Annotated in this window: 22 protein-coding genes and 1 tRNA gene; 7 read left to right on the top strand and 16 right to left on the bottom strand. The window is 70.2% G+C overall.

All coding sequences use genetic code 11. The features are described 5' to 3' along the window. Positions 1 to 53: 53 nt before the first annotated feature. The 3 genes from fusA to rpsL form a co-directional block, all read right to left on the bottom strand. Positions 54 to 2,141: an elongation factor G gene (gene fusA / locus ABOD76_RS11035; RefSeq protein WP_350244889.1), complete on the bottom strand. Its 2,088-nt coding sequence runs from the start codon at positions 2,139 to 2,141 to the stop codon at positions 54 to 56. 118 nt (positions 2,142 to 2,259) lie between these two features. After that, positions 2,260 to 2,730, bottom strand: a complete 471-nt coding sequence (gene rpsG / locus ABOD76_RS11030) for a 30S ribosomal protein S7 (RefSeq protein ID WP_350244888.1) — start codon at positions 2,728 to 2,730, stop codon at positions 2,260 to 2,262. A 153-nt stretch (positions 2,731 to 2,883) separates the two neighbouring features. Next, complete coding sequence (rpsL, locus tag ABOD76_RS11025; RefSeq protein ID WP_350245246.1) at positions 2,884 to 3,291, bottom strand: 30S ribosomal protein S12; 408 nt, start codon at positions 3,289 to 3,291, stop codon at positions 2,884 to 2,886. Positions 3,292 to 3,547: 256 nt separating this feature from the next. Here rpsL and ABOD76_RS11020 point away from each other — a divergent pair, with 256 nt between their 5' ends. From ABOD76_RS11020 to ABOD76_RS11010, 3 genes are read left to right on the top strand one after another with little or no spacing between them, the layout of a single operon-like run. Then, entirely contained in the window at positions 3,548 to 3,919 is a 372-nt protein-coding gene (locus tag ABOD76_RS11020) for a ComEA family DNA-binding protein (RefSeq protein ID WP_350244887.1), read from the top strand. Then, on the top strand, positions 3,919 to 6,132 hold the full coding sequence (locus tag ABOD76_RS11015) for a DNA internalization-related competence protein ComEC/Rec2 (protein WP_350244886.1): 2,214 nt from the start codon (positions 3,919 to 3,921) through the stop codon (positions 6,130 to 6,132). Before ABOD76_RS11020 ends, ABOD76_RS11015 begins: the two co-directional genes overlap by 1 nt. A 17-nt stretch (positions 6,133 to 6,149) precedes the next feature. Then, positions 6,150 to 6,641, top strand: a complete 492-nt coding sequence (locus ABOD76_RS11010; protein ID WP_350244885.1) for a hypothetical protein — start codon at positions 6,150 to 6,152, stop codon at positions 6,639 to 6,641. Between the two features lie 187 nt (positions 6,642 to 6,828). Here the strand turns inward: ABOD76_RS11010 and ABOD76_RS11005 are convergent, their stop codons facing one another. Genes ABOD76_RS11005 through ABOD76_RS10995 form a run of 3 tightly spaced genes read right to left on the bottom strand, consistent with a single transcriptional unit; the run spans position 6,829 to position 11,093 of the window. After that, a complete protein-coding gene (locus tag ABOD76_RS11005; protein WP_350244884.1) occupies positions 6,829 to 8,427 on the bottom strand; it encodes an alpha-amylase family glycosyl hydrolase in 1,599 nt (532 codons plus the stop codon). 56 nt (positions 8,428 to 8,483) lie between these two features. Further along, positions 8,484 to 9,629, bottom strand: coding sequence for an LCP family protein (locus ABOD76_RS11000; RefSeq protein WP_350244883.1), 1,146 nt, complete (start codon positions 9,627 to 9,629; stop codon positions 8,484 to 8,486). A 54-nt stretch (positions 9,630 to 9,683) separates the two neighbouring features. Continuing rightward, positions 9,684 to 11,093: a S8 family serine peptidase gene (locus tag ABOD76_RS10995; RefSeq protein WP_350244882.1), complete on the bottom strand. Its 1,410-nt coding sequence runs from the start codon at positions 11,091 to 11,093 to the stop codon at positions 9,684 to 9,686. A gap of 169 nt (positions 11,094 to 11,262) precedes the next feature. Here ABOD76_RS10995 and ABOD76_RS10990 point away from each other — a divergent pair, with 169 nt between their 5' ends. Continuing rightward, complete coding sequence (locus tag ABOD76_RS10990) at positions 11,263 to 11,808, top strand: metal-binding protein (RefSeq protein ID WP_350244881.1); 546 nt, start codon at positions 11,263 to 11,265, stop codon at positions 11,806 to 11,808. Here ABOD76_RS10990 and ABOD76_RS10985 read toward each other — a convergent pair. The 8 genes from ABOD76_RS10985 to ABOD76_RS10950 form a co-directional block, all read right to left on the bottom strand. Next, on the bottom strand, positions 11,805 to 12,548 hold the full coding sequence (locus ABOD76_RS10985) for a class I SAM-dependent methyltransferase (RefSeq protein ID WP_350244880.1): 744 nt from the start codon (positions 12,546 to 12,548) through the stop codon (positions 11,805 to 11,807). The genes ABOD76_RS10990 and ABOD76_RS10985 overlap by 4 nt on opposite strands. Before the next feature lie 33 nt (positions 12,549 to 12,581). After that, a complete protein-coding gene (locus tag ABOD76_RS10980) occupies positions 12,582 to 13,799 on the bottom strand; it encodes a polysaccharide deacetylase family protein (RefSeq protein WP_350244879.1) in 1,218 nt (405 codons plus the stop codon). Beyond that, entirely contained in the window at positions 13,800 to 14,906 is a 1,107-nt protein-coding gene (locus ABOD76_RS10975; protein WP_350244877.1) for an MGDG synthase family glycosyltransferase, read from the bottom strand. Between the two features lie 38 nt (positions 14,907 to 14,944). After that, complete coding sequence (locus tag ABOD76_RS10970) at positions 14,945 to 16,087, bottom strand: LptF/LptG family permease (RefSeq protein WP_350244876.1); 1,143 nt, start codon at positions 16,085 to 16,087, stop codon at positions 14,945 to 14,947. 22 nt (positions 16,088 to 16,109) lie between these two features. Then, on the bottom strand, positions 16,110 to 16,553 hold the full coding sequence (gene fabZ / locus ABOD76_RS10965) for a 3-hydroxyacyl-ACP dehydratase FabZ (protein WP_350244875.1): 444 nt from the start codon (positions 16,551 to 16,553) through the stop codon (positions 16,110 to 16,112). A gap of 45 nt (positions 16,554 to 16,598) precedes the next feature. Continuing rightward, complete coding sequence (locus ABOD76_RS10960; RefSeq protein ID WP_350244874.1) at positions 16,599 to 17,639, bottom strand: rod shape-determining protein; 1,041 nt, start codon at positions 17,637 to 17,639, stop codon at positions 16,599 to 16,601. Between the two features lie 160 nt (positions 17,640 to 17,799). Further along, positions 17,800 to 18,048 (bottom strand): hypothetical protein, encoded by a 249-nt coding sequence (locus ABOD76_RS10955; RefSeq protein ID WP_350244873.1) that lies wholly within the window; start codon positions 18,046 to 18,048, stop codon positions 17,800 to 17,802. 109 nt (positions 18,049 to 18,157) lie between these two features. Continuing rightward, entirely contained in the window at positions 18,158 to 18,703 is a 546-nt protein-coding gene (locus tag ABOD76_RS10950; RefSeq protein WP_350244872.1) for a PadR family transcriptional regulator, read from the bottom strand. A gap of 75 nt (positions 18,704 to 18,778) precedes the next feature. Here ABOD76_RS10950 and ABOD76_RS10945 point away from each other — a divergent pair, with 75 nt between their 5' ends. After that, positions 18,779 to 19,318 carry a DUF4188 domain-containing protein gene (locus ABOD76_RS10945; protein WP_350244871.1) on the top strand — a complete coding sequence of 180 codons (540 nt, stop codon included), beginning with the start codon at positions 18,779 to 18,781 and terminating at the stop codon, positions 19,316 to 19,318. Here ABOD76_RS10945 and ABOD76_RS10940 read toward each other — a convergent pair. After that, a complete protein-coding gene (locus ABOD76_RS10940) occupies positions 19,278 to 20,063 on the bottom strand; it encodes an enoyl-CoA hydratase/isomerase family protein (protein ID WP_350244870.1) in 786 nt (261 codons plus the stop codon). The genes ABOD76_RS10945 and ABOD76_RS10940 overlap by 41 nt on opposite strands. 58 nt (positions 20,064 to 20,121) lie before the next feature. On the opposite strand from ABOD76_RS10940, the gene ABOD76_RS10935 reads away from it, so the two are divergent. Both ABOD76_RS10935 and ABOD76_RS10930 read left to right on the top strand, forming a co-directional pair. Next, complete coding sequence (locus ABOD76_RS10935; protein WP_350244869.1) at positions 20,122 to 20,904, top strand: N-formylglutamate amidohydrolase; 783 nt, start codon at positions 20,122 to 20,124, stop codon at positions 20,902 to 20,904. A gap of 98 nt (positions 20,905 to 21,002) precedes the next feature. Then, a tRNA-Trp gene (locus ABOD76_RS10930) sits at positions 21,003 to 21,078 on the top strand. 62 nt (positions 21,079 to 21,140) lie between these two features. On the opposite strand, the gene ABOD76_RS10925 is transcribed toward ABOD76_RS10930, so the two are convergent. Continuing rightward, on the bottom strand, positions 21,141 to 22,991 hold the full coding sequence (locus tag ABOD76_RS10925) for a hypothetical protein (RefSeq protein WP_350244868.1): 1,851 nt from the start codon (positions 22,989 to 22,991) through the stop codon (positions 21,141 to 21,143). Positions 22,992 to 23,030 lie beyond the last annotated feature (39 nt).

Below are 23,030 nucleotides of genomic sequence, written 5' to 3'. Positions count from 1 at the left end.
CCAACAAGAGAGGGGGCCAGACCGGTATGGTCTGGCCCCCTCTCTTTGTGGTCTTACTTCTTCATCAGCGTCTGGGCGATGTTGTTCGGCACCTGGGTGTAGTGGTCGAAGAACATGCTGTAGCTGGCGCGGCCCTGGGTCATGCTGCGCATGTCGGTGGCGTAGCCGAACATCTCGCTGAGCGGCACGAAGGCCTTCACGATCTGTGCGTTGCCACGCGCCTCCATGCCCTGGATCTGACCACGGCGGCTGTTCAGGTCGCCGATGATGTCACCCATGAAGTCGTCCGGCACGGTGACTTCCACGCGCATGACCGGCTCCAGCAGCGCCGGGGCACCCTTCTGGACCGCTTCCTTCAGCGCCATGCTGCCGGCGATCTTGAAGGCCATTTCCGAGCTGTCGACCTCGTGGTACGAGCCGTCGTACAGGGTGACCTTCATGTCCACCACCGGGAAGCCCAGCATCGGGCCGCTCTGCATGGCCTCCTCGATGCCGTTCTGCGCCGGCTTGACGTACTCGCGCGGTACGGTGCCGCCGACCACGGCGTTCTCGAACACGAACCCGCTGCCCGGCGGAAGCGGCTCGGCCTTGATCTTGACGTGGCCGAACTGACCACGGCCGCCCGACTGACGCACGAACTTGCCTTCCACGTCGGTGGCGCGGGTGATGGTCTCACGGTAGGCCACCTGCGGCGCGCCCACGTTGGCGTCCACCTTGTACTCGCGCTTCAGGCGGTCCACCAGGATCTCCAGGTGCAGCTCGCCCATGCCCGCGATGGTGGTCTGGCCGCTCTCCTGGTCGGTCTCGACGCGGAAGGTGGGGTCTTCCTCGGCCAGACGGCCCAGGCCCACGCCCATCTTCTCCTGGTCGGCCTTGGTCTTGGGCTCGATGGCCAGCTTGATCACCGGCTCCGGCACGTCGATGCTCTCCAGCAGCACCTTCTCGTCGCCGTCCCCGATCAGGGTGTTGCCGGTGCCCGCGTCCTTCAGGCCGATGACCGCGCCCAGCTCGCCGGCCTTGAGTTCGGTGACGTCCTCACGGCTGTTGGCGTGCATCTTGAGCAGACGGCCCACGCGCTCGCGCTTGCCCTTGCTGGCGTTGTACACGTAGCTGCCGCTCTGCAGGGTGCCCGAGTAGATACGCACGAAGGTCAGGCGGCCCACGTACGGGTCAGCCATGATCTTGAACGCCAGCGCGGCCAGCTTGCCGTCCGGGTCGGCCGGGTAGTCGCGGGTTTCCTCGCTGTCCTCCAGGTGACCGCGGATGGCCGGCACTTCCAGCGGGCTGGGCAGGTAGTCCACCACCGCGTCCAGCAGCAGCTGCACGCCCTTGTTCTTCAGCGCGCTGCCACACAGCACCGGGAAGATGCGCTTCTCGATGGTGCCCTTGCGGATGGCCTTGATCAGTTCCTCGATGGTGGGCTCCTCGCCCTCGAGGTACTTGAGCATCAGGTCCTCGTCCACCTCAGCGGCGGCCTCGATCAGCGCGGCGCGCATCTCGGTGACCTTGTCCGCGAACTCGGCCGGCACGTCGTGCTCCTCGATGTCGGTGCCCAGGTCGTTGGTGTAGGTGTAGGCGCGCTGACGCACGATGTCGATGATGCCCTTGAACTCGTTCTCCTGGCCCATCGGGTACTGGATCGGGGCCGGGATGGCGCCCAGGCGCTCACGGATGTCGTTCAGCACCAGCTCGAAGCTGGCACCGGTCTTGTCCATCTTGTTGGAGAACGCGATGCGCGGCACGCCGTAGCGGTCAGCCTGACGCCACACGGTCTCGCTCTGCGGCTCCACGCCCTGGCTCGAGTCGAACACCGCGACCGCGCCGTCCAGCACACGCATGGACCGCTCCACCTCAATGGTGAAGTCCACGTGGCCGGGGGTGTCGATGATGTTGACCACGTACTCCTGGCCGCTGCGGGTCCACTTGGCGGTGGTGGCGGCGGCGGTGATGGTGATGCCGCGCTCGCGCTCCTGCTCCATCCAGTCCATGGTGGCGGCGCCGTCGTGCACCTCACCGATGTTGTGGGTCCGGCCGGTGTAGTACAGGATGCGCTCGGTGGTGGTGGTCTTGCCGGCGTCGATGTGCGCGGCAATCCCGATATTCCGGAAGTGGGTCAGATAACTGCTCGTCTTGGTGGTCATGTATGCTCCCTGAACACTCGGTGTGGGCGAGGCCCTCACGCAACATGGAACGGCGAGACGTCCCGCCGTTCCACTCCCTCTTCATGGCTGCTGTGGCCATGAAGACCGCTCAACGGGATTACCAGCGGTAGTGCGCGTAGGCGCGGTTGGCTTCCGCCATGCGCTCCACGTCGTCTTTTTTCTTGATGGCGCCGCCACGGCCCTGCGCGGCGTCCATCAGCTCACCGGCGATGCGCTCGATGGCGGTGCGCTCGGGGCGGCTGTCGGCGGCGGCGGTCAACCAGCGCAGCGTCAGGCTCTGCACGCGGCGGGGACCCACCTCGACCGGCACCTGGTAGGTGCTGCCACCCACGCGGCGGCTGCGCACTTCCACGCGCGGCTTGATGTTGTCGTAGGCCTGCTTGAAGATCAGCTGCGGGTTCTGACCGGTGCGCTCCTGCACCAGCCGGAAGGCGCCGTACAGGATGCGGCTGGCCAGGTTCTTCTTGCCGTCCTGCATGATGCGGTTGATCAGGGCACTGACCAGCACGTCCTGGTACACCAGGTCGGGGGTCAGCGGGCGAACTTCTGCTCTGCGGCGTCTTGCCATGTGGTTGCCTCTCTATCTCGCATGCGGCGAGAGATCGCTTCTCAGGGCGCTAAGCCCCAATACTGGCGCTCGTCTGCTTCATTGGACTCACCCCCGGGGGGTCAGCCACCCACGTGACGGGGCGGGCCGATGACCCGCCCCGATGTGCGGGTCTTACTTCTTCTTGCCGGCCGCCGCGGCAGCTGCCCCGGCCTTCGGCTTCTTGGTGCCGTACTTGCTGCGGCTCTTGTTGCGGTTCTTGACGCCCTGGGTGTCGAGGCTGCCGCGCACGATGTGGTAGCGCACGCCGGGAAGGTCCTTCACACGGCCGCCGCGGATCAGCACGACGCTGTGCTCCTGGAGGTTGTGGCCTTCACCGGGGATGTACGCCGTGACTTCGAAGCCGCTGGTCAGCCGCACGCGGGCAATCTTGCGCAGCGCCGAGTTGGGCTTCTTGGGGGTGGTGGTCTTCACGACCGTGCAGACGCCACGGCGGAAGGGGCTCCCCTTGAGGGCGGGAACCTTGGACTTCTTGCGGAGCGTGGTGCGCCCCTTACGGAGAAGTTGCTGTACGGTTGGCAGTGCGATCACTCCTTGCTGGTGCTTGGGTCTGTCTCAGGGCGCGCGGGCAGCATATCCACGCGTCGTAGGGACTTGCGAGAAACCTCCGGCTGCAACCTTGCCAGTCAGTTTCCAACCCTCGTATGGTACAGGTTTGGGGGTACGGGCGCAAGGCGAGCCCCACAGTCTGCCCATGCCAACGGCCTTCGGGCCGTGCTGGCCGGACTGTCACACCCGGTGCCGATCTTGAAAGAAGCTTCATGAAACACTGGCGGACATGCTGCAGAGCACCGACGCCCGCTGGACCACTGCCCTGATCGTGGCTGCGCTGCTGTGCGGCGGCTGGGCGCTGTGGCCGGTGGTGGCCCCGGCCAGCGCGCCACAGGTGAGCCATCAGCCGTTGCCGCTGCCGCCAGCCGAGGCCGCTCCCGAGTACCGCACCACCGGCAGCATCACGCCGCTGATCTCAGGACGCCTCGACTTGAACACCGCCACCGAGGAACAGTTGGAGGCGTTGCCAAAAATCGGTCCAGCCTTGGCGCAGCGGTTGCGGGCAGGCCGGCCGTATCACTCGCTGGCCGATCTGGACCGGGTGAAAGGGGTGGGACCGGCCCTGCTACAGACCCTGGAGCCGCTGGTGCGCTTCTGATGACCCGGGGACAGGCGCTCTTTCCTGCCCCCCTCGCCATCACTCCGGCCCACTGGTGGGAACGGCTGCCCCCGACCCTGCCGCCGCTGCTGGGGCTGATGGCGGGCATTCTGCTGGGCTTCGGGTCCGGCTGGGGCTGGCCGGCGGCCCTCCTGGCCCTGGCGCTGTGCGTCCCGGGGCGACGCTGGCCACTGGCCCTGCTGGCCGTGCTGGCTTGTGGACTGGGCTGTGTGCGGGAGCAGGCGTGGTGGAACGCTCCGGACCCGCTGGCCGGCTACATCGGCGCTCAGCTGACGCTCCAGGGCGACTGGGACGGTCAGCTGCTGCACCTCCGGGACCCGGCCTCAGCCGTGGCCCTCTCGCCCCGCCCGACGCTGGGACCGGGGCCGCTGAGGGTGTCGGGCGTGCTGGTGCGGCCTCCGCCCCGCCGTATTCCCGGCGGCTTCGACGCCCGCTTCTGGCTGCGGGCGCAGGGTGTGCGGGCAGAGCTTGTGGCCGCGCGGGTCCGGAGCCACCAGCCGCAGCGTGGCCTGAAAGGCTGGTTCCGGCGTGGCCTGACGGCCGGGCTGCCGGCCCGAGAGGCGGCGCTGATGCAGGCGATCGAGCTGGGCGATAAGGCGGAGCTGGGGCAGCAGACCTTCGATGATGGGCAGGCGGTGCAGGCCAGCTTCGCCCGTGCCGGCCTGTCGCACCTGATGGCGCTCAGCGGCCAGAACGTGGCGCTGCTGATCGGGGGGCTGACCCTGCTGCTGACGCGGCTGCCGGGCCAGACGCTGGGCCGCTGGCGCTACCCGGCGATGCTGCTGTTCCTGCTGGGCTTTCTGTGGCTGGTGGGACCGTCTCCCAGCATCACGCGGGCGGTGCTGATGGGCATGGCCAGCCTGGGCGCGCTGTGGGCCGGGCGGGGCCGGCTGGACCTGTACGGCGTGCTGGCGCTGACCGCACTGGTGGGCCTGACGTGGCAGCCCGGCTGGCTGTTCGACCTGGGTTTCCAGCTGAGCTACCTGGCGGTGCTGGGCCTGTCGCTGTCCGGGCGGGCGGCGGCGCTGCTGCCCCCGCGCTGGCCGGAACCGCTGCGGCTGGCACTGGTGGGCACCGTGCTGGCCGAAGTCGCCACCCTGCCGCTGGTGGCGGGCAGCTTCGGTCAGCTGCCCCTGGTGGGGCTGCCCGCCAACCTGCTGGCCGAGCTGATCATGGCGGCGCTGGTGCCGCTGGGCTTTGTGGCCGGGCTGCTCGGTCCCTGGAGCGGGCCGCTCCAGACGATCAATCACCTGCTGCTGGACGCCCTGCTGGGGGTGGCGCAGACATTCGGGCACGCGCCGGTGCTGCCGTGGGGACAGGTGTCGGCGGCGGGGGTGGCCGCCTACGCCGTGTTCGCGCTGGCCGGAGCGCTGACCCTGACCGGGCGGCTGCCGCTGCGCTCGCTGGCGCTGGTGACGCTGCTGTGCGTGCTGGGCACCGCGCTGCCGGGCCGGCTGCAGCTGCCCCGTGAAGTGGTGTATCTGGACGTGGGGCAGGGCGACAGCACCCTGCTGCGCCTGAATGGCCTGGAAGTGCTGGTGGATGGCGGGGGCACGCCACGCGGCGACTACGACGTGGGGGCCAGGACCGTGGTGCCGGCGCTGCGGGCGCTGGGGGTGACGCGCCTGAACGTGGTGGTGGCCACCCATGCCGACGCCGACCACATCGAGGGCCTGATCAGCGTGCTGCAGCTGATGCGGGTGGGTGAGTTGTGGGTGGGGCAGCCCAAGCGATCGGACCCGCTGATGGGCGCGCTGATCGCCACCGCCCAGACCCGGCATATTCCGGTGCGTGAGGTCAGGCGCGGCGACCACCTGCAGGCCGGTGACCTGAGCCTCACGGTGCTGTGGCCGCAGGGGGCACCCTGGGCCGCCGCCGACAATGACAACAGCGTGGCGCTCCGGCTCGACGGCCCACAGTTTCACACCGCCCTGCTGGGCGACCTGCCGGACCCGGCCGAAGAACGGCTCGGCGTGGGACGGCTGGACCTGCTGAAACTCGCCCACCACGGCAGCCGCTTCTCCAGTTCGGCGGCGTTTCTGGCCGAGACGCAGCCGCGGGCCGCCATCATCAGCGTGGGGCGCAACAGCTACGGCCACCCGAACGCGGCGGTGCTGGAGCGGCTCCGGCAGCAGGGCGTCCAGGTCTGGCGTACCGATGAACTGGGCACCATCCGCTGGCCGATTCCGTGATCGGTACACTGCAGGGCATGGGCACCCTGGATGGACGCATTGGCGGCATACGGCTCGGCTATGACCTGCACGCCCATTGGGACGGACAGCACCTCTCCGGCCGAATTGGCGGGCATCTGGAAGGGCAGGACATTGAGCTGACGCTGCGCGGCGAGCAGCTCGACGGACGCATCGGCGGGCGGATCCACGGCTTCAGCGCGGACGGAGCAGTGACGGCGCGCGAGCTGAAGGTGCGGCTGGGTGGCCGGATCGAGGGCGACGACGTGCGGGCCAGCCTGAGCGACACCAGCGCCAGCGGCCGCTTCAGTGTCCGGCTGGACGGCAAGGACATTCAGCTGGAGCTGACCGGCGACCGCCTGAGAGGCCGGATGGGCGGCACCTTCGAGGGCAAGGACGTGGACCTGCGCCTGGACGACGTGCCGCTGGGCGTGGCCGTGCTGGCCGCCGTCTGCGCCTACAAGGCCCTGGAGGATCAGCAAAACCAGGAACAGGCAGGCCAGTCGGACTGACCGGGAGAGCAGCACAGAAGCCGGCGAAGGGAGACCACCCCAGGAGACCGATGTTCCTGAGGCGGGCCGAACCCGGTGGCCCGCCGTTTCTGCATCCCTAAAACTGGCTTCGGCGCTGAGGCTGGGTCACGTCTGGCCTTCTCTCAGAGCTGCCCAGACCATTCAGGGCGGCAGATTCCTTCCCCTCTCAAGCCAGCGTCCACACCTGCGCCTCGTTGGCGCTGAGGCTGTTCGCCTCGCCCGCTCCGCCCAGGCTGCTCAGCCGCAGCAGGGCCCCCTGCAACTCCGGCAGGTCCAGCGGCACGGCCTGCGCACCAAAGTTGAGCAGCACCAGCATCCGCTCCCCCTCCGCCTCGCGCACAAAGGCGAACACGTCTGCATGTCCGGTGTCCAGGCTGCGGTAGGTACCGGCAGTCAGCGCGGCCGACTCGCGGCGCAGCCGCGTCAGGGCACGGAAGTAATTCAGGTCGCTGCGCGGATCGCTGTCCTGGCGGGCCACGTTGACCTGCTGGTAATCGGGGGCCAGTGGCAGCCACGGCTCGGCGTCCGAGAAGCCCGCGCCCGGCGTGTCGTCCCACTGCATCGGGGTGCGCTCCGGGTCACGGCCCGCCGCCGGCACGTCCGGCTGCTGCAGCGCGGCCGGGTCCTGCACCCGGTCGGCCGGAATCTCCACGTTCTGCATGCCGATCTCGTCGCCGTAGTACACGGTGGGCGTGCCGCGCAGGGTCAGCAGCAGCGTCTGGGCCACCCGGTACTGCGCGTCGCCCACCCGGCTGCGGAAGCGGTGCTGGTCATGGTTGCCCAGCACCCAGTTGGGCCAGCCGCCGGCCCGGGTCACGGCGGCGTCGTAGTCGTCCACCAGGGCGCGGATGTCGTGCGCCCGCCAGGGAGTCAGGATCAGGTGGAAGTTGAACGGCAGATGGCACTCCAGCCCGTCTGAAGAGCCGTAGTACGGCATCAGCTGCTCGACCGGCAGGTAGATCTCGCCCACCATCATGCGGTCCGGGAACTCGTCCAGCGCGGCCCTCAGCTCGCGGATGTACTGGTGGGTGAGCGGCAGGTCCTGGGTGTAGATGTGCTGCAGGCTGTTGTGCTCCGGCTGACCGGGGCGCCAGTCCGGGTTGCGCGGCTCGTCGCGGTACTCGGGGTCCTTGGCCAGCAGCCAGATCACGTCCACCCGGAAGCCGTCCACCCCTCGCCGCATCCAGAAGCGCAGGGTGTCGGCCATCTCCTGCCGCACCTCCGGGTTGGCCCAGTTCAGCTCCGGCTGGCCGCTCACGAACTGATGCAGGTAGTACTGCCCGGTCTGCTGGTCCAGGGTCCAGGCGTCGCCTCCGAAGAAGCTCTTCCAGTTGTTCGGCACCCCGCCGTCCGGGGCCGGGTCGCGCCACATGTACCAGTCGCGCTTCGGGTTGTCACGGCTGCTGCGGGCCTCCACAAACCAGGGATGCTCGTCGCTGGAGTGGTTCGGCACGAAGTCCAGCATCACCTTCAGGCCCCTCTGGTGGGCCGCCTGCACCAGGTCGTCGAAGTCCTGCAGGTCGCCGAACAGCGGATCAATGTCCTTGTAGTCGGCCACGTCGTAGCCGAAATCTTTCATCGGGCTGCGGAAGATCGGGCTGAACCAGATCGCCTCGATGCCCAGCGAGGCCAGATAATCCAGCCGCTGCGTCACGCCGCGGAGGTCGCCCACACCGTCGCCGCTGCTGTCCTGAAACGAGCGCGGGTAGATCTGGTAGATGATGCCGTGCTGCCACCACTTCAGAGACGCTGCGCTGGATGTCATGGCTCCAGCGTAGCAGAAAGATGGCCGGAACTGAATCGATTCAGATGGCCGATTTCTCAGGGGGCCGGCACGTCCGACCCCAGTCGTACCGTCAGGTCCGTGTCGGAGGCCGGAGCCGCCGCGTCCGGAGCACCGTAGCCCAGCTGCGCCACCAGCGCGCGCGCCGCCGCCGTGTCCCCGCTCACCGTGGTCTGCGCAGAGCTGTGGCGCGGTTCCGACACGATCTGGACGCTGCGGTAGCCGTCGGCCTCCAGCTGCGCCTTGAGCCGGGCCGCGCTGCCCGGTGGGGCGTCAATGTTGACCAGGGCGATGTCCAGGCCACGAGGGTCGCTGCTGCCCGCGAACTGACGCCGCACCAGCGTCCGGATGGCGGCGCGGTCCGGGGTCCAGGTGCCGCCCGGTCCGAAGTTGCCCGGCAGCGTGGTGGTGCCGACCTTTGGGCCGTGCAGCAGCGCGCTCAGCAACGCCCCCGCCTCGCTGCGCGATAGGTTGCTCTTGGTGTTGCGGTCCAGGGCACCCACCACCGCTGGAATCCGCCAGATGTTCAGCGGACTTTTCAGCCGGGCGGCGAGGGCCCCCAGAAACAGCTGCTGGCGCGTCACCCGCCCGATGTCGCCCAGCGCGTCGTGGCGAAACCGCAGGAACCCTTCCGCCTGATGCCCGTTCAGACGCTGCGGCCCCGCCTTCAGGTCAATGTGCAGGTGGCCGGCGTCATCGTCGTACTTCATCGCCTCCGGCACGTTCAGCTGGACGCCGCCGGCCGCGTCGGTCAGGTCGCGCAGGGCGTTGAGACTCAGCAGGGTGTAGGCGTCCACCGACAGGCCGGTCAGCTGCTGCACCGCCGCCACCAGCATCTGCGGCCCGCCGTGCGCGTTGGCCCCGTTGATCTTGCCAAAGCCCCACTTCGGAATGTTCATCCAGGTATCGCGCGGGATGGACAGCATCCGCACGGTGCCGTCGGCCCGGACCTGCGCCAGCACGATGGTGTCGGTGATGTAATCGAAGGCTTCCGGCTTGGCCGGCCAAGGCCAGACGGCCGAGGTGTCGTCGTACCGGGGCGTCACGCCGGCCAGCAGCAGGTTGAGCGGCTGCTGGCGCGTGTGCGGCAGACCACCGTAGCGCAGCAGCGCCGGCACCGCCGGAGCAGCCAGCGCGGTCAGACCGGCCAGCAGCAGGGCGAGGGCGGCGCTCAGGCGGGGCATGCCGGTCAATCTAGCAGAGCCGCCTGCTGGCGCGAACAAACGTGACGCACCGGCCTACAGGCTGCCGGCCTTCTTGATCGCCGCGCCCACATTCAGCAGCCTGCCACCTGAGACGCTGCTGGCGCTGCTGGTCAGCACGCTGCGGACCTGCGCCTGGGTCAGCTTGGGCCGGAAGGCCCGGATCAGGGATGCCGCGCCGGCCACCTGAGGGGCCGCCTCGCTGGTGCCGGCCCACAGCGCGTAGCTGCCGTCGGCGACGGTGGTCAGGCTCAGGATATTGAAGCCGCTGGACGCGCCCACGCCGCCCGGAGCCACCAGATCCAGCGGCTTCTGCCCGCTCTTGGGCCGGGCGCTGTAGCTAGCCAGGTCGTTGGACTGCCCCACCGCGCCCACCGCCAGCACGTTGGGGTCGCTGGCCGGGTAGTACAGGCCGTCATTCGGGGTGTTGCCGGCAGCCGCCACCAGCACCACATCCGCCGTGACCGCCTCCTTGATGGCCGCCGCGATGGTGGGGTCGCTGCTGCCGACAAAGCCCAGGCTCATGTTGATGACCTTGGCGCCCTGCTTGACCGCGTACCGGATGCCCGCCGCGAGGCTGGTGGTGGTGGCGCCGCCGGTATCCCCGAACACCTTGACCGGCAGGACGTTCCGGCCACCCCAGGTCAGGCCCGCGATGCCCAGCTTGTTGTTGGTGGCGGCCCCGATCAGGCCGACTGAGCTGGTGCCGTGGCCCACGTCGCCCCCGGTCGCCTCGGAGGGATCGGTGTCCTCGCTGGTGCAGTTGTCGTCGCTGTCCACCTTGGCGCAGAAGTCGTAGCCGGGCAGCAGGCGACCGGTCAGGTCCGGATGCGCCCGGTCCACGCCGGTGTCCAGCACCGCCACCACCGCACCGGCCGGGCTGCAGCCGGCGGCCTGCACCGCGTCCCAGCCGGCCTGGGCGTTGATGCGGGTCAGATAATCCTGATCGTACTTCTGGCCATCAACCTGCACGCCCGGATAGCTGGGGTCCGGATAGCCGGGATCGTTGGGTTTTGCCAGCGCGCTGTACACGTAGTTCGGCTGCACGCTGAGGCCCGCCCCCGTCAGCTGCGCGGCAAAGGCCCGGTCACTCTGGCCCGCCGGGGTGCGGAGCAGCTGCAGGTTGGTGCCGGGCACCGCCTCCCGGCTCGTGCCGGCCAGCGCCTGCTTTCCGGCCAGCGACAGGCTCTGCAGGGCGGGCGCCCCGATCAGCAGCACCTGGCCCTTCACGTGCGGCAGGCTCCAGTCGGCGAGATCGGCGTGGCCGCTGACGCTCAGGGTCCCCAGCTGAACTCCCGACTGCGCCGATGTCTGCAGGCTCAGCGGCGCGATGCACTGCGGCTTCGGGACGCCGCCCCCGCCACCGTTACCGGGCGGAGGCGTGACGCCCCCGGTTCCGGTTCCACCACAGGCGATCAGCAGGCCACAGGTCACGAGTGGCAACACAGCAGCGGCAGTCCAGCGCGGCGTCAGGGTCATGCTTCTAACTTGAACGCTCCAAGCTGACGATGCTGCCCGGGGCCGCTGTGACATTCTTTATAAATCCGTCAGTGACCGGTCAGCTGCGCTCCACTGCCCCCTTTACCCCCCGCCCCTGAGCCTCCACAATGCCAGCGTGCCCAGCGGACGCGTCCATAACCTGATCAACATCGCCGCCTACGCGCTGCTCTCGGCCGGCGCGCTGTACCTCACCCACGTTCCCACCTTCCAGGCGGCCCCGCTGGTGATCACGCCCGTGCAGGCGGCCAGCTTCACGCTGGCCTACGCGGCCGGCACCTTCCTGCTGTCGCCGGACCTGGACCTGGCCGAGGGGAAGGTGGACAGCAAGCGGCACTGGGGCGTGCTGGGCTTCCTGTGGGTGCCGTACGGCCTGCTGTTCAGCCACCGCGGGTTCAGCCACACCTGGCTGCTGGGTCCGCTGACCCGGCTGGTGTATCTGGCGCTGATGGTGCTGCTGGTGTGGGGTCTGCTGCATCTGCTGGTGCCGCAGCTTCCGCTGCCCTGGCTGCCTCAGCCGCTCAGCCTGAAGGTGCTGCTGCCCGCCCTGATCGGGTACTACCTCAGCCAGTGGCTGCACCTGATCGCCGACGGGGTGCGCCCGGACCACGGGCTGCGGCGCGGCCACCGCAAGGTCAGGAGCGGCCTGCGCAAGTTCCGCTAGCCCTCACGCCGCCGGGTCTGGAACACCATCACCTCGCTGCGTTCGTCCAGCGGCCCGCCGTGGAAGCTGCCGGTCACGCGCGGCGACTCGAAGCCCGCGCAGCGCAGCAGCCACTCCACCTCGTAGCGGGTGTAGTAGCGCTGGGTCAGGGTGTAGTGCCGCCGGGTCAGCTGGCCCTGCTCGTGGGTGGTGTCGGCGTAGTACTCGGTGACGATGCGCTGGCGCAGCTCATCCTGCCGCTGCACCAGAAACACGTCGGTGCGCCGGCCCTCGTGGTGGAAGGTCTCGCCCTCGTGCCGCAGGGTGGCCAGCGCCCCGTAGCGCGGCACCGACAGGTCGAAGACCAGCTGTCCGCCCGGCTCCAGGTGCCGCCGGATGTTCTCCATCGCCTCCAGCTGCTCGTTGGGGGTGTACAGGTGCATCAGGGCGTTGAAGGGGGCGATGCACAGCGCGAACCGCTGCGGCAGCTGCACTGTCCGCACGTCCCCCTGCACCAGCCGCAGCGTCAGCCGCTCGCGCTCGGCCCGCTGCTCGGCGTATCCGATCATGCGGGCCGAGGGTTCCAGGCCGGTCACGTCCACCCCGCGCCGCACCAGGTGGCTGGTCACCCGGCCGGTCCCGGCCCCGATCTCCAGCACCGGCCCGCCCACCCGCTCGGCCAGCTGCGCGTACAGGTGCAGGTCGTCGCGGTAGCTGTCGTACTGGTGATCGTAGAGGTCGGCAAAGTCGTCGTAGTTCATAGACAGGATCGTGGCAGGTGCTGCGCCGGCGCGCTAGGCCGGCGGGTCGCCGTAGCGCTCCAGAAAGGCGGGCAGGCTCAGCAGCGAGACGCGTGGCTGAGGTGTCCGGAGCACCGGGCTGCCGTAGGCGCGGCGCAGCACCGCAGCCCAGCGGCTCAGGCGCCGCTCGCTGCCGGGCGGCAGCGGCAGCGTGGCAAAGCCGAGCTGCGCCAGCAGCGGGGACAGCGCACTGATGCAGAACACCGCCCGCGCCGAACGCCACTCCGGGTCCTGCAGCAGGTCGTGGGCCAGCCACCGCAGGTCCTGCGGCGCCTGACGCATCGTCTGCCGCACCCCCAGGTCCACCATCAGCGGATTGTTGACGTGGAACTCAATCACCGGGTCGCCCCGGCGCAGCACGCCGCCGTCCGGCAGGGCCACGTCCGGCAACGGGAACGGCACCAGCGCTGCGCGGACCAGCGTGTCGTGCCGGTCCGCCACCCGGCGCACCCGGCCCAGCCGGTCGTAGAGGCGGTCCAGCAGCCGGATCAGGCGGCGCGGCAGGCCCGCCGGCGTCAACGGCGTGGCGCCCTCCAGCACGGAGAGCGGCACCAGCCGGTAGCCTCGATCCGTCAGCCGGGCCAGCAGCCCGGGGAGCATCGGCAGCGTGACCCGGGCCCCCGGTCCGGCGTCATGCAGCACCACCACCGCGCCCGGATGGATCAGGCGCAGCAGCCGCGCGCGCACCCCGTCCGGAGTGCTGGCGGGGTGCCAGTCGCGGCCCTCAACGCTCCAGTGGGCGCCGGGCAGCCGGGCCCGGCGCAGCCCCAGCACAGTGGCGAGCGTGTACGCGCCGTGCGGCGGCCGGTACACGGTGGGCGGCTGGCCGGTCAGCTGCTGCAGTTGCCGCGCCGCCCGCTGTGGCTCCAAGAAGGCGCCCCAGGGGGTGCGGAGCCAGGCGTGACGGTGCAGGGTGGCATGCGGCTCCAGCTGATGCCCCTCCTGCCGGATGCGCTCCAGCAGCTCTGGATGTGCCCGGGCCCGCGGCAGCAGCACGAAGAAGGTGGCGCGCGCGCCGGCCGCCTTCAGGGCGTCCAGCACCTGCGGCGTGCTGAGCGGGTCCGGGCCGTCATCGAAGGTCAGGGCCAGCTCGCGGCGGCGCTGCCGGCCCTCGCGGATCAGGCCCAGGCCCAGGCGCTGCACCAGCAGGTACGGCAGCAGCACGTAGACCGCCGCGCCCAGCACCCCCAGCCCCACGACCCGCCGGCGCATTCAGCGCCCCAGTCCGGCGTCGAGCGCGCTGAGCAGGGCCGCGGCCCCCCGCTCGGCCGCGTCCGGGACCCCCACGCTGCGGGCGGCTCCGGACAGGCGGGCACGCACTTCCGGGTCCAGCGCCCGGTTCAGCTCGCGCCGCAGCTGAAAACGGTCCTGCGGCCACAGGCCCGCCCCGTGCTCCACCAGAAAGCGGGCGTTGTGCTCCTCCTGGCCGGGAATCGGCTGATACACCACCAGCGGCACGCCCAGCACAGTGCTCTCGGCCACGGTCAGGCCGCCGGCCTTGCCCACCACCAGATCGGCGGCGGCCAGCAGTTCCGGATAGGCGTCAGTGTAGCCGAGCCGGTGCAGGGTGGCGCCGCCCCGCTGCTCCACCCCGGGCGCGCCGGTCTGGCCCCCGGCCACCAGCACCTGCACCGGCCGGCCCAGTTGCGCCAGGGTATCGAGCAAGGCGGGCAGGGCCCGGTAGGTGCCCTGCGCCCCAGACGACACCAGCAGCAGCGGCCGGTCCGGGTCCAGGCCGTGTTTGCGCCGCAGCGCCGCCGGGTCTGCGTCCGTCAGGGCGCGCAGGCGCGGCCCCACCGGAATGCCCGTCACCACCACCCGTTCTGGGGCGACGCCCCAGGCCAGCAGCTGGGCGCGGGTCTGTTGGCTGGCCACCAGCAGCAGGTCGGCCTCCGGGCGGGCCCAGTGGTGGTGCGCCCGGTAGTCCGTGACCACGATGGCGTTCAGGAAGTGCAGGCCCAGCCGCTGCCGGGCGGTGTCGGCCAGCGCGACGTTGGTGGGAAAGCTGGACAGCACCAGCTGCGGCATGGCCGCCTCCAGGTCGCGCATCAGTCCCGGCAGCCCCAGCCAGCGGAAGGTGCCGGTGATGCTGCGCGGCTCGCTCTCCTGATCGGTCCACTCGTAGAAGCGCCGGTACATTTCCGGCGCGTGGCGCAGCCAGGCCATGTAGACGTCCAGCGTCCAGAAGCGCTGGAAGCGGTTGAGATACCGGATGAAGTCGCCGTGATGGAACGTCAGCGCCGGCCGCTCGGCCTGCAGCGCCTCCACCAGCGCCCGGCCCGCCTGGGTGTGGCCGCCCCCGAAGGCCGCTGAGAACACGAAAGCAGCATGCGGCCCGGTGGACGGCGGCGCGCCGGTCACGCGCGCCTCAGCTGCCACAGGCCCAGCGCAGCGAACAGCAGGTTGGCGAACCAGATGCCCAGCTCGGTCAGGGCCGGCACCGCGCCCGCCACCGTCAGCCCCACGAAGAACACCAGGTAGTACGCCACCGAGGTGAGCAGCGCGATGCCCAGCGATACGCCCAAAGAGCGGCCGTAGCGCAGCGCGAACGGCAGGGCGGCCAGCGCCAGCACCAGGTTGCCCACCGGCAGCGCCAGCTTGCGGTTCAGTTCGCGGCGGGCCTGCTGCCGCTCGGCCGGGGTGCGGTCCGGCGCGCGCAGCACCCCCACCAGTTCCGCCCAGCCGTTGGCGTCGGCGCCGATGGTGTCGGCGTACTGCGCCAGCGTCTGGGTGCGGGTCAGTCCGGTGTCGAGCGTCAGGACGTCGCTGGTGCTGGCCGGCACGTTCACGGCCGTGAACACCTGCTGCACCGCCTGCTGCAGCGCCTGCGGGTCGCCCTGCGGCACCTGGGTGAGCCGGTTCACCTGCGCGTAGTCCACGGTGTAGACGCTGTAACCCTGCAGCCGCAGCACGTTCTGCTCGAAGGTGCCGCTGTCGGCGAAGATCAGGGTGCCCTGACGCGGGGCGTCGCGGCCCCAGCGCTCCAGCCGCACCTGGGTCAACCGCCGGGTGGCGGGGTCATAGCCGCCCAGCGACAGGCTCAGGCCGCCGCCCAGGTCCACCTGCCGCCCGACCAACTGCGACAGCCCCGCGCCGGTCAGGGTGTCCCAGTAGAGCCCGCGCGACTCCACGTTCAGGCGCGGGGCCACCCACAGCGAGAGCCACAGCGCCAACGCGGCCACCAGCGCCGCCGTGACCGCCACCGGCCGCGCCACCCGCCCTAGCCCGATGCCGCCCGACTGAATGGCCACCAGTTCGCGCTCGGCAGCCAGCCGCCCGAAGGCCACCACCACCATCAGCACCACGGCCATCGGGAACACCTTGACCAGCGTGTCGGGAATCTGATACCCGATCCAGCGCGCGATCAGGGTCAGCGGCACCCCGGCCAGCCACTGCGCGCTCACAAAGAAGTAGCCAAACGAGAGCACCGATGTGAAGAGCGCCACCCCCGCCAACAGCGGCGGGAGCAGCTCCCCGGTGACGTAGCGGGTGAGCCTCAACGTCCCACCGGCCGGCCTCCGGTCACCGGCCCACCGCGAACAGGATCTGGGCCTCGGCCGCCACCACGCCGTCCACCTCGGCGCGGCAGATGGTCTTGCCCAGGCCGCGCCGGAAGTAGTCCAGCTGCACGTGCAGGTGCAGCGTGTCGCCCGGCACCACCTTGCGCTTGAAGCGGGCCCCCTCCACCCCGGCGAGGTAGCCGATGGTGCCGGGTTCGAGCGGCAGGCAGAACATGCTGGCCTGCGCCAGCGCCTCCACGATCAGCACGCCCGGCATCACCGGCTCACTGGGAAAGTGACCCTGAAAGTGCGGCTCGTTGACCGAGACGTTCTTGATGGCGTGCACGGTGCCGTCGCCGGCGCTGAGCACCCGGTCCACCATCACGAAGGGAAAGCGGTGCGGCAGGGTGGCCAGCACCTGCTGGATGTCCATGGGGAAGGCAGGGGAAGCAGAGGATTCAGTCATAAGGCAGTATGGAGCCGAACACACGAGAAGCGCCGGTGCCGCAGCTCAGCGTCTTAGGTAGTTGTCGCTGCTCACCAGGTGGTGGCGCAGCAGGTGGATCATTTCCAGCGCCATGCCGGTGCCGACCGCCACCGCCTCGGTGGCGTTCTCGGCCACCGCCACCGGAATGCCGGTGGCCTGGCGCAGCAGGTCGTCGAAGTTGCGCAGCAGCGAGCCGCCGCCGGTCATCACGATGCCGCGGTCGATGATGTCGCTGACCAGCTCCGGCGGCGTGATCTCCAGCACCCGCTTCACGCCCTCCACGATCTTCATGACCGGCTCTTCGAGCGCCTCGACCACGTCGCGGCTTTCCAGGCTGATAGTCTTGGGCAGGCCGTTCACCAGGTCGCGGCCGCGCACCTCGGCCACTAGGTTGTCGGCGTCGGTGAGCAGCGTGGCGGCCCCCACCTTGACCTTGATCTCCTCGGCGGTGCGCTCGCCGATCATCACGTTGTGGGTGCGCCGCACGTAGCGGATGATGCTCTCATCGAACTCGTTGCCGGCCACCCGCAGCGATTCACTCACCACGATGCCGCCCAGCGAGATGACCGCCACGTCGGTGCTGCCACCGCCGATGTCCACCACCATGCTGCCCACCGGCTCGGCAATCTTGAGGCCTGCCCCGATGGCTGCCGCCAGCGGCTCCTCGATCAGGAAGCTTTTCTTGGCTCCGCTGTTCAGCGCGGCGCGCAGCACGGCGCGGCGCTCCACGTCGCTGACGCCGCTGGGCACCCCCACCATCAGCTGCGGCCCCAGGCCCAGCCAGCGGCCTGCCCCGCCGCGCACCTTGTGCAGGAACATGGTGATCATCTTCTCGGTCAGGCCCTCGTCGGCGATCACGCCGTCCTTGATGGGCCGCACCGCCACGATGTTGCCGGGGGTGCGCCCCAGCATGCGGTAGGCTTCCTCGCCCACTGCCAGCACTTCCTTGGTGTCGCGCGTCATCGCGATCACGCTCGGTTCCTGCAACACCAGGCCCCGGCTCTTGCTGTAGATCAGAAAGGTGGCGGTTCCCAGGTCAATGCCAATGTCTTCAGAAAATCTCACGCGACTCCTCCGCTAAGCAGTTCACTCTAACATCCGGCGCCGCCGCACTGAACCGCCAAGAGGGTTCAGTGCGGCGGCGCGCTGCCGGGCCCACCTGCCTGCCTGCTGTGTCGAGACTACGGAAGCGGCATGAAGAGAGTCTGAACTGCGTCTGCCCGGCTCAGCGCGGCTTGACGTAGGCGGCCAGCCAGACCAGCAGGCAGGCGAGCAGGCCCTCGGCCACCGCCCGCCAGAACGCCTCCAGCGGCAGCCGCAGTCGCCCGGCCAGCAGCGCCTCGGCCGCCGAGAGGGCCGCCAGCGCCGTGGAACTGCCGCCGTTCAGGCTGGCCAGGGCCCCCAGGCTCAGGGCCGCGCTCAGCACGGCCAGCAGGGCCAGCAGCACCATCAGCAGGGCTAGCAGCGCGCGCAAGGGTGGGCCACGGTGCGGGAAGGCAGAGGTGAGGGGCGAAGACGCCGGGCAGAGGTAAGCAGCACGCCCCAAGCTTGCCACAACCCCAGGGTCCGCTGAAGCACCCGGGTCAGCCGGCGGGTGCCGGTTCGGCCAGCAGGCCGGACCAGAACTGCACCGAGGCCTCCTCGTACAGCAGGCCCATCCGCAGGGCGTGGGCCGCCTGCTGCTCGTCCGGGCCGCACAGCACCGTCATGATGTGCCGGTACTCGTCCAGCCGGGTCTGGTGCAGGCTCAGCTGCTCGGCGGCAATGGCGCGCTGCAGGGCGCGGTCGTCCTGCGGGGCGAAGAACAGCTTCAGCAGCCCGGGGTCGCGCAGTTCTCCACTGCCGGCGGGCGTGGCGAGCCAGGCGGTCAGCGCCGCCTGTCCGGCTTCGGTCAGCCGGTACACCCTGCGGCGCCGTCCATCCGGCTCCTGCTGCTCCTGAAGCAGTCCGGCGGCGGCCAGCCGCTGCGGTTCGGCGTACAGCTGCGACCGGGGAAAACTCCAGAAGTACCCGACCGACTCGTCCACCCAGCGTTTCAGGTCGTAGGAGGTGGCCGGGCCGTGCTGCGACAGCATGCCCAGCACGATGTAGGAGGTGGGACCCAGAGAGGTGCGGCTTGCATCGGTCACGGGTCGAGTGTACAGTCTTTTCAGACCGTCCGAAAGAGACCATCTGAAACAGATGAGGGCGGCGGGAGGCAGACCATGACCCAGACAGCAGCAGTTTCGAGGCCTTCGGCAGCGGCCAGGTCCGCAGAGCGGCTCACCGCCGAGCTGGACGGCGACTTCGTGGTGTTCCTGATCGGCATGCAGATCAACCGGCCGTGGAAGGTCGGCTCCTGGCTGCCGGTGGCGATGGCCATGCCCCGGATGCTGCGCGAGCTGGCCCAGCAGCCGGAACTCGGCTGCCTGGCCAGCTGGGGCAGCGGGCTGAGCGTGATCCAGTACTGGCGCAGCGCCGAGCAGCTGCAGGCGTATGCCCACGCCCAGAGCCAGCAGCACCTGCCCGCCTGGCGCGAGTTCAATCGCCGGGCCCGCACGGCGGCCGGCGACGTGGGCATCTGGCACGAGACCTTCCGGGTCCGCGCGGGCGAATACGAGACGATCTACGTGGGCACGGCCCCGCGTGGCCTCGGGCAGGCGGGGCGGCTGCTGCCCGCCAGCGGCCGGCGCAGCAGCGCGGCCGGCCGCCTGCAGGGCGCCGCTACTTCTGCGTCAGAAAATCCGGCGCCCGCTTCTCTTTGAACGCCTGCACGCCCTCGGCGTGTTCCCAGCTGGCCCCCGCCTGATCCTGCAGGCGGGCTTCGCGCAGCAGGGCCTCCTCAAAGCTGCCCAGCTGCCCCTCCCACAGCGCCTGCTTGGTGAGCCGCAGCGCGGTGGCCGGCCGCGCCGCCAGCCGCTCGGCGTACTGCTGCACGTCCTCGTGAAAGCGTTCGGCCGGAAACACCCGCTCGCACAGGCCCAGCCGCAGCGCCTCATCCGGCAGCACCTTTTCCGCCAGCGCCATCAGCTCGAAGGCGCGCTGCGGGCCCACCAGCCGGGGCAGCAGCCAGGTGCTGCCCGCGTCCGGCACCAGTCCGATGTTCGAAAACAGCTCCACCAGACTGGCCTGGGCCGACCACAGCCGGATGTCGCCGCCCAGCGCGATGCTGGCCCCGGCCCCGGCCGCCACGCCGTTCACGGCCGTGATCAGCGGCTTGGGCAGCTGCCGGATCGCCAGCATCAGCGGGTTGAAGGTGTGCTGCAGGTGCTGGCTGAAGCGGTCGGGGGCGGCCGCACCGTTCATCTGGCCCAGGTCGGCGCCGGTGCAGAAGCCGCGGCCCGCGCCGGTCAGCACCACCACCCGCACCTCCGGCGCCTGCCCGGCGTCCCGGATCGCCCCGGTCAGCTGCAGCAGCAGCTCGTCATTGGCACTGTTGAGCGTCTCCGGACGGTTCAGGGTCAGGGTCAGGACCCGCTGCTTGAGCTCGCTGAGGATCGGTTGTGACATGGCCGCAGTGTAGTGCCCGGCTGCACCCGGTCCACCCACACCCGGGTATGCTGCCGGCATGTCTCAAGACCTGCTGATCCTGACGCCCCACAGCAGCGGCGCGGTGCCCGCCTCCGTGCTGCACGCCATGCTGGGCGACCGGCTGTGGAACACGGCGGAACGCGAGGCCCTGCTGCGGCGGCTGTTTCTGGACGGCGATCCGTACACCGACCTGATCTTTCTGGTGCCGGGTGCCCGCACGCTCAACGCGCCGTGGTCGCGCTTTGTGGTGGACCTGAACCGCGAACGCGACGACCGCAGCGACAATGGGGTGGTCAAGCGCGGCGGATTCGACCGTCAGCCGCTGTATCCGGAGGCGGCCCAGCCGGATCACCAGGAAATGGAAGCGCGGCTGCGGCGCTACTGGGACACTTTTGAGCGGCAGGTCACGGCGGAGCTGCCCGGCGCCCGGCTGATGATCGTGGGGCACTGCATGGCCGCCTTCGGCCCGAAGCTGGGCCCGGACGAGGGCCGGCCCCGGCCCGCGCTGACGCTGATGGTGGGCGAGCCGGACCAGCCGACCTTTCCGCCCTCGCTGGTTCCGGCACTCCAGCAGGCCGCTCAGCAGGCATTTGCGGACGTGCTGGCGGGCGCTGCGGTGCAGGAGGTGGCGGTGGGCGTGCCGTGGGCCAGCGACACCCTGAGCCTGCAGCATTCCCGGCGCAGCGGCGTGCCGGCCTTCGGGCTGGAGGTCAATGCCGGTCTGTACCTGAACGCCCAGGGTGAGCCGGACGATGCGGCGCTCCAGGGCCTGAACGCGGCCTTCCGGCAGTTCGCGCAGGCGGCGCTGCAGCTGCTCTGACGGCGGCCCGCTGTCCGCCCTGGACCCGGTCTTGCAGGCCTGCACCCGCTTTGCTACACTGTTCGGGCCTGGGAAACCAGGCGGAGCAGTGGCAGCACGGGTTCTTAGCTCAGTTGGTAGAGCGGCGGTCTCCAAAACCGTAGGTCGAGGGTTCAAGTCCTTCAGGGCCCGCCACAACAAATCCCCGCTTAACGCGGGGATTTTGCTGTACGGGGGCAGCGTGGCTGCCCCCTCGTTCAGTGCGGCACGGCGTCCGAGCGGAACTCTTCGGCCCGGTCCGCCTGTCGCTCGGTGAGCTGCAGGGCGGCCCGCAGCGTCAGGGCGCGCATCAGCAGCGTCTCCTGACTCACCGGGTGCGCGACCCGCCGCAGCGGACCCATCACCGTCAGCGCCACCCGGGTGCGCCGCCACGGCTTCAGCGCCTGGCGGGCCGATTTCAGCAGCGCGCGGCTCCGGCTGACGCCCGCCTGCTGACCGCCGATCAGCCGCGCCAGCACGGTCGGCGGCAGCCACCCGTCCAGCGGGCTGGACGTTTCGCGCAGCCATTCGAGCAGCGGTCCGCGCTGCCGCGCGATCTCCCGCGCCCAGTCGGCCTCGTAGGCGCCCCGGGTGGCGAACGGCAGCTGGTACAGCTCGGGGAACAGTCCGGCCGCCGTCTCACGGAACAGCCGCTTGCCCAGGCGCCACTCGCCCGGCACGCGGCGCATGAAGCGCATCACGTCGCCGTCCAGCAGCGGGTTGAGTACCAGACCGCCCCGCACCGCCCGCGCCGCGAAGTGCTGGCGCCACGGCAGCAGCATGTACTGCAGGCGCTGTTCGGCGTACAGGGTGTCCAGCTGGTCCTGCAGGCTGGGCAGGTGCGCCACGCTGCCGGTCACCTGCTCCAGCGTCTCCTGCCACGCGCCCATCAGCCGCGACTGGACACCGCTTTCCAGCATCGGCGACAGCCAGCCGAGCTGGTTCCAGGAGCGCAGGCCCAGCCGGTCCAGTACGTCCTCCTGGGTGTGCAGCGGCAGCGGGTCGGCGTACCCGAAGTTGTGCTCGCCCACCCACAGCTGGCCCACCGGCTGGGTGGCCAGGGCAGACCAGGCGTCCGCCTCGTCGCAGAAGTTGGTGACGCCCTGGCCCCAGCGGGCGTTCTGCCACAGCGTCTGCATTAGGTCGCCCTGGTAGGAGGGCATCAGCCGGAAGCGGTAGCCGTAGTGGGCCGCCAGTCCGGACGACAGCGCCGCGTCGCTGCCGGCCAGCGGCCGCCCCAGCGCATAGGAGAAAGCCCGGCCCTCCTTGACCCCCAGCGCGCCGCCCAGCACGCCCAGAATGGTGCGGGCATCGTGACCGGCGCTGAGCGAGAGGGTCGGCACGTCCGGCCCCACCAGACGCCGCTGCACCGCCTGAACCAGCAGCGTGGACAGCTCGGCCCGCCGCTCGGCCTGCTGGGCGCGGGTCACGAAGCGGCTGGGGTCCGGGGTGTAGGCGTCGTCCCAGAACTGCTGGCGGCTCAGCACCGGCGCCGGGCTCCCGGGGCGCAACGCGTGGACGCTGGCGCGGCCCAGACTGCTCACCCCCTGGTAGGGCGTCAGGCCCGAGACCATGTGGCCGCTGGCCAGCGCGCTGCCGAGCCCAGCGGCGTCCAGCGCACGGCCACGCAGGGCAGGCACCGCCATCAGGGTGCGCAGGTCAGTGTCGAGGTGCAGCGAGGCGCCGCTCACCGCCCGGTACACCTTGTGCGAGCCGACCAGGTCGGTCAGCACCGCCACCAGCTCACGGCGCACGTCAATCAGCAGCAGGGTGAAGTGGCCCTCCAGCGACAGCAGCGCGGACAGCCCCTGCTGCTCATAGATCTCCAGCAACGAGGCCGGGGTGTGCCCGTAGACGTGGCCGTGCAGGGCCAGCAACAGCCCGCGCGCCCGCTGGGTGGCCAGCGGCACATCGCGCAGATGGAGGGTCAGATGTAGCGCGCCCACTCCCAGCTGACCGTGCCAGCTGGCCGCCTGCTCCGTCGGGAGGTGCAGCGGGAACGGCAGCTCGGCGGCGGCCGTGTTGAGATGGGTCGCGGTCAGGCCGAAGCCTGAAGGCAGATGTTCCATAGCAGAAGTATGGAGTTTTTTCGAAGCCGATGTGGAAAA

The sequence above is a fragment of the Deinococcus sonorensis KR-87 genome, assembly GCF_040256395.1.
GTDB lineage: Bacteria > Deinococcota > Deinococci > Deinococcales > Deinococcaceae > Deinococcus > Deinococcus sonorensis.
This window is presented reverse-complemented; position numbering and strand designations above follow the sequence as displayed.

What these genes read in the sequence shown, in the direction of transcription:
- ABOD76_RS10935 (WP_350244869.1), top strand. Translation starts at nt 20,122, where the DNA reads ATGTCTCAAGACCTGCTGATCCTGACGCCCCACAGCAGCGGCGCGGTG.
- ABOD76_RS10925 (WP_350244868.1), bottom strand. Translation starts at nt 22,991, where the DNA reads ATGGAACATCTGCCTTCAGGCTTCGGCCTGACCGCGACCCATCTCAAC.
- fabZ (WP_350244875.1), bottom strand. Translation starts at nt 16,553, where the DNA reads ATGACTGAATCCTCTGCTTCCCCTGCCTTCCCCATGGACATCCAGCAG.
- ABOD76_RS11020 (WP_350244887.1), top strand. Translation starts at nt 3,548, where the DNA reads ATGCTGCAGAGCACCGACGCCCGCTGGACCACTGCCCTGATCGTGGCT.
- rpsG (WP_350244888.1), bottom strand. Translation starts at nt 2,730, where the DNA reads ATGGCAAGACGCCGCAGAGCAGAAGTTCGCCCGCTGACCCCCGACCTG.
- ABOD76_RS10985 (WP_350244880.1), bottom strand. Translation starts at nt 12,548, where the DNA reads ATGAACTACGACGACTTTGCCGACCTCTACGATCACCAGTACGACAGC.
- fusA (WP_350244889.1), bottom strand. Translation starts at nt 2,141, where the DNA reads ATGACCACCAAGACGAGCAGTTATCTGACCCACTTCCGGAATATCGGG.
- ABOD76_RS11000 (WP_350244883.1), bottom strand. Translation starts at nt 9,629, where the DNA reads ATGCCCCGCCTGAGCGCCGCCCTCGCCCTGCTGCTGGCCGGTCTGACC.
- ABOD76_RS10940 (WP_350244870.1), bottom strand. Translation starts at nt 20,063, where the DNA reads ATGTCACAACCGATCCTCAGCGAGCTCAAGCAGCGGGTCCTGACCCTG.
- ABOD76_RS11015 (WP_350244886.1), top strand. Translation starts at nt 3,919, where the DNA reads ATGACCCGGGGACAGGCGCTCTTTCCTGCCCCCCTCGCCATCACTCCG.
- ABOD76_RS11010 (WP_350244885.1), top strand. Translation starts at nt 6,150, where the DNA reads ATGGGCACCCTGGATGGACGCATTGGCGGCATACGGCTCGGCTATGAC.
- ABOD76_RS10980 (WP_350244879.1), bottom strand. Translation starts at nt 13,799, where the DNA reads ATGCGCCGGCGGGTCGTGGGGCTGGGGGTGCTGGGCGCGGCGGTCTAC.
- ABOD76_RS11005 (WP_350244884.1), bottom strand. Translation starts at nt 8,427, where the DNA reads ATGACATCCAGCGCAGCGTCTCTGAAGTGGTGGCAGCACGGCATCATC.
- ABOD76_RS10945 (WP_350244871.1), top strand. Translation starts at nt 18,779, where the DNA reads ATGACCCAGACAGCAGCAGTTTCGAGGCCTTCGGCAGCGGCCAGGTCC.